The 4,754-nt window shown below is 71.2% G+C and carries 3 protein-coding genes; 1 reads left to right on the forward strand and 2 read right to left on the reverse strand.

The features are described from left to right. A partial coding sequence (locus tag AC5LUJ_RS13975; RefSeq protein WP_493465062.1) for an MMPL family transporter occupies nt 1-1,561 on the reverse strand: 1,561 nt, incomplete at its 3' end. A gap of 1,941 nt (nt 1,562-3,502) precedes the next feature. Between AC5LUJ_RS13975 and AC5LUJ_RS13980 the strand changes: the two genes are divergently transcribed. After that, the gene (locus tag AC5LUJ_RS13980; protein ID WP_493465063.1) at nt 3,503-3,760 is read left to right on the forward strand and encodes a hypothetical protein; all 258 of its coding nucleotides are present in this window, start codon (nt 3,503-3,505) and stop codon (nt 3,758-3,760) included. A 64-nt stretch (nt 3,761-3,824) separates the two neighbouring features. Here the strand turns inward: AC5LUJ_RS13980 and AC5LUJ_RS13985 are convergent, their stop codons facing one another. After that, a complete protein-coding gene (locus tag AC5LUJ_RS13985; RefSeq protein WP_493465064.1) occupies nt 3,825-4,346 on the reverse strand; it encodes a MarR family winged helix-turn-helix transcriptional regulator in 522 nt (173 codons plus the stop codon). Nucleotides 4,347-4,754: the final 408 nt, after the last annotated feature.

Here is a 4,754-nt window from a genome sequence, read left to right on the forward strand (position 1 = left end):
GGGAGTAGGGCTCGGTGCGGCTGAGGACGGAGAACCAGGTGGCGGTGCCGTCCGTGAAGCGGGCGGCGGTGGCCGGGGTGGCCGGGGTGCTCAGGGTGCCGGCGGTGTAGGAGCCGGCGACGCTGTCGACGCGGTCGACACCCGGGATGGCGGACAGCCGGCCGGCGTAGCCGGCGGCGTCGGTGACGGCGGCGGCGCCGGTGCTCCAGCTGGTGGAGACGACGGCGAGAGCGCCGGTGGCGGGAGCGGCGAAGTCGGTACGCAGCCGGTCCGCGGTCTGGCGGCTTTCGGCGCTGGTGGGCAGCACGCGGTCATCGGGGACGCCGAAGGCGACGTGCAGGAAGGGCGCGCCGAGCAGGAGCAGGACGGCGAGGGTGGGGATGGCGGTGCGGGCGGGGTACCGCCAGGCCACGGCGGCGACCCGGCCGACCGCGCTCAGGCCCCTCGCCCGCCTCGCCCGCCTCGGGCGGCGCCGCCGGGGCAGCGGCCAGCGTTCGATCCGGCCCCGCAGCAGGAACAGCAGAGCCGGTAGGACGATCAGCGCCCCGACCAGGGTGATCGCCACGACCGCGACGCCGGCGAAGGCGAACGACCGCAGGAAGTACTGCGGGAAGACCAGCAGGCAGCACAGGGCCGCGGCGACGGTGGCGGCGCTGAACACGATCGTCCGGCCGGCGGTGCGCATGGTCGCGTCCAGGGCGGCGACGGTGCCGTAGCTGCGTCTGCGTTCCTCGCGGTAGCGGGAGATGAACAGCAGACAGTAGTCGATGGCGAGCCCGAGCCCGAGCGCGGTGGTGAGGTTGACCGCGAACACCGAGACCTCGGTGAGGGTGGCCAGGACCGCGAGCGCGCCGAGCGTCCCGATGATCGACAGAATGCCGATGACCAGTGGGATGCCCGCCGCGACCACGGTGCCGAAAACCACCAGCAGCAGGGCGAGGGTGACCGGGACGGCGATGGACTCGGCTCTGGCCAGATCCTTGGTGACCTGTGTGTTGATGTCGTTGTTGATCTGGGTGAGCCCGCCGAGGGAGACGGTGACGCCGGCGGCGTGGCCATCCGCCCGGGTGAGCAGGTCGTGCAGCCGTCCGGTGTGCTCGGCGCTTTCGTCCTGGTCACCGTCGACGTGGGCGACGATCAGGCCGGCGTCACCGGAGCGGCCGCGCAGTTCGGCCACGGGCGTCTCCCAGTAGGAGGCGACCACCAGCAGGCCCGGCTCGCGCCGCAGCATGGCGGTGACGTCCTGTCCCTTCGCCCGGACCGCCGGCGTCTCGACACCGGCGCTGGAGCCGATCAGGACGACCAGGTTCGGGTCGGCCGAGCCGAACCTGTCCAGGAGGACCTGCGTGCCGCGGACCGAGTCCGAGCCCGGATCGTCGAAGCCGCCGGTCTTGAGCTGGCTGACCGCCCCGACGCCGACGATGGCGGCGAGGACCGTGAGCGCCGTCGTGACGAGCAGGACCATGCGGGGACGGGTCACGATGACGCGCAGCAGCCGGCTGCGTATCCGTGGGCGTACCCGCGGGTGGACGGCGGGGCCGTGCCCCACGCCGCGGGGCATGGGGACACGGGGCCGGTGCCGTCCGGTGGCGTGAGGCCGGTGGAGCCGGGACTCCGGCGGTGGCGATGTCTTCATCGCGGCGAACCGTCCTTCCGGCCAGGGCGGAGCGTGTCCTCGTCCCGGCCGGCCGCGGCCGTGCCGCCCGCCAGGCCGCCCGGCGCACTGTTCGGCGTCCTGCCCGGCGCACTGCCCGGCGTCCTGCCCGGCACGATGTCGCCGGGGTGGGGAATCCGGCCGGTACCGGCGTCACGCGGGTGCTTCCGGCTGTTCCGGTGGTGCCGGCTCCCGAGCGGGGAACGGCTCCGCACGGTGTCGTCGGACCGCTCTCCCGGCTTTCGCGGCGGGCAGCGGAAAAGATCTCTGCCGGCCGCTTCCGGAAAACAGGAGGCAAGCTCGACGATCGCGACTTCGTTCACCAGGATTTTCCCCGACCATTGGTTTCTGCTGAGTGCTCGCGCCGATGGTAGGGCAAAACATCGGCGTGACGTCGGTGCGGACCTCACCGTCGATTCGTCGCCATCGCCCACGCCGGTGGGCAGCGGCCGTTTTTCGGTACCGGGTGCTGCTACCCGTCCAGATATGGGCAAACTATTCATATCAGTTGTGCGATTTGTCTCCGATGCTGTCCCGAAGATTCCGCTGGCGGGCTTCCGGCCTGTTCGGCCGTGATCGTGTCACGGCCGTGGCCCGGCCGTTGGCCGTTCGGCGGACGGGATTCGTACCGGCTCCGGATCCGATGCCCCACAAGGTGGTCCGGTGTGTTCTACCGGACACCGGTCACGGGTGTTTGTGGCCGCCCGGTATGGTTGGTGGCCGAAGCACCGAAAAGGCCGGCGGCGAACGGATCACGTTCCTCCGCGCCCAGGGATTCGGGAGGCCCGGCCTTCCGGTCATACGAGGAGGGATCATGACGACCCGGTCCACCCTCACGGCTGGCGGATCCGGGCGGCAGCTTGCGACGGTCTTTCTGCTGATGCTCGTCGTCGGGGCTGTTCTCGGCGGGACAGCCAGCTATCTGACCACGGAAAGCGTTCAGAACGGCAATTCGAATGACATCGCCCTCGATGCCGCCCCTGAATCACCGCCAAGCACGACGGCGCGGGTGCCGGCAGCCCCTGCCGGCGGAGGCGTCGTCCCGGTCGCCGGTGCGTCCCCGAACAGCGCGCCGGCCGCCCCGGCCGTCCCGGCCCCGTCGGCCGCCAGTACGCCGGGCTCGGGCGCACCGCCCGATGGCCAGCCCGCGGACCAGGGCATTGCCGCTGCCGTTGGCAGCCGTTCGACCGGTGGCCCAGAGGCGCCGGGGCCCGCCTCGGAGTCCCCGACGCCCGTTCCCGCGAGGCGGCAGCCGACGCCGGGCCCGGCGACCACCGCGCCCGAGCCGGCCAGCACCACCATGGCGCCCCGCCCGGTGCCGTCGCCCGCGGCACCGACGTCGGCCCCTCCGGCGGCCGGCCGGTGACATGTTCTGACGGTCCGGGGCTGTTCCCGCCGGTCCGGAATCATTCCCGGCGGCCGGCGGCCGGGGCCGTTCGATATCGTCCAGATTTTCTGGCGAAGTAAAATCGTAAACAAAAGCGATGTGACGACGACCGGACCAGGCCGATACCCCGACCGGTCGGGCAGACAGCCCGGATATGCCGTGCCGGCGTCGGCACGCGGTATGCTGCGGCTCGCGGCCGGGCTGCCGCATCCGTCGCCGCATCCGGCAGAGGGGCACAGATTTTCTTGGAGCACGTCGACGGCAGCTGCCTGGGCGAGCCGGACGGGAATGTCCGCGACATGCCGACGGCCCGGGCCGCCGGTCCCGCGGCGGCCGGCGGGGCAGCCGCCGATGGCGGGCCTCACGGGTTTCACGAGCTCTTCGGCCCCGGCGCCCGCCCGGCCCTCGGCCGGGCGGGCGGGACGCCCGGGAACGGCCTTTTTCCGGGAACAACGTGAGATATGACGGAACGCCCCCGCCGGTTTACCGCAGATGTGCCGCCGCTTCTTCTCGTCGGCCTGGGCAGCGGTGTTCTGCTGCTCGTTGTCCTTGCTTTTGCCGAGTCGCTGGACCTGCTTGCGTTCGCCGCGGTCCTGAGCTATCTGGCAATCTACCTGTTTTCGTTCGTTCTGCTGCGCCCGCATCCGGAGCGCTCCGTGGAGCCGGCGCCGACCAGCACCCGCCAGCGGTCCGCCGACAATCATGACCAGCCGTCCTGAGGAGCGCCCAGGGCGCCTGGCCATGGTATGTGTCCGGCTGGCAGCACTGAACCGGTTGACCGGGTCAGGTCTCGTTGGCCAGTCGCACGAGCGCTCCACCGGCGCGCATGAGGTCCGCCAGGTCCTGCTGATCCAGTTGTCGCAGCCGCCGGAAATACCAGCCGTCGACGATGTCGCGTGAACGGGCGACCGCGGTGAGGCCTTCGGCGGAGATCCGCACGATGAACTGCCGGCCGTCGTACTCGTCGTGTTCCCTGATCACCAGGCCGCGTTCGGTAAGGGCCGCCAGCGCCCGGGTCATCGATGGTTTGCGCACGCCTTCCAGATGCGCGAGCTGCGTTGGGGTCAGCGGGCCCAGCCGCTGCAGTGCGGACAGGGCCGATATCAGGCTGACCGGCAGCGCCTGCGGATCTCGTTGTCGTTCGGCCCGCTGCGCGCGCGCAAGCCTGGTTATCGACGTTCGCAGCGCGGTCACGAATGCCGGGTCGATACGGCTGTTCTCGTCGTTCTCGGGCAGGCCTGAATCCTCGTTGGCGGCCGGGGGCCGCCGGCGTCCCACGGATGGCGGACTGTTGGTCGACTGCACGGGCACGGTCATTGCCCCATGGTAACGACGGTCCCGTCCGCCGGCGGCCCGAGCGCGCCTCCCGGCGGAACGGCCGTGACATTCCCGGATCCGGGATTTTTCGTGCCGACGGTGCCCCGGATCGTGGCAGCAGGCCAGGCGATATGGCGACAGCGGTATGCAGCGAAGATTCCATGGCTGCTGGTTGCCGTGAACCACTGGAATTCATCGGTATCCGTCGGTAGCGGTGCTCTTCACCGGACCGCGTATGGTCCGGTCACCACCGTTCCAGCAGCCGGGCCGATGACCGGGACGGCCCGGGGCGCCTTCTCGGCCGCTGCCGGTCCACGGAGTGCGCCGGTCCACGGAGTGCGCCGGATCACGGAGTGTGCTGGATCACGGAGTACCGCCGTGGTCCGAGTCCCCCCG

It is taken from the genome of Protofrankia sp. CiP1_Cm_nod3 (genome assembly GCF_982290655.1).

Excerpts from the sequence above, each read along its gene's own strand:
- AC5LUJ_RS13980 (WP_493465063.1), top strand. The coding sequence starts at position 3,503 with ATGACGGAACGCCCCCGCCGGTTTACCGCAGATGTGCCGCCGCTTCTT.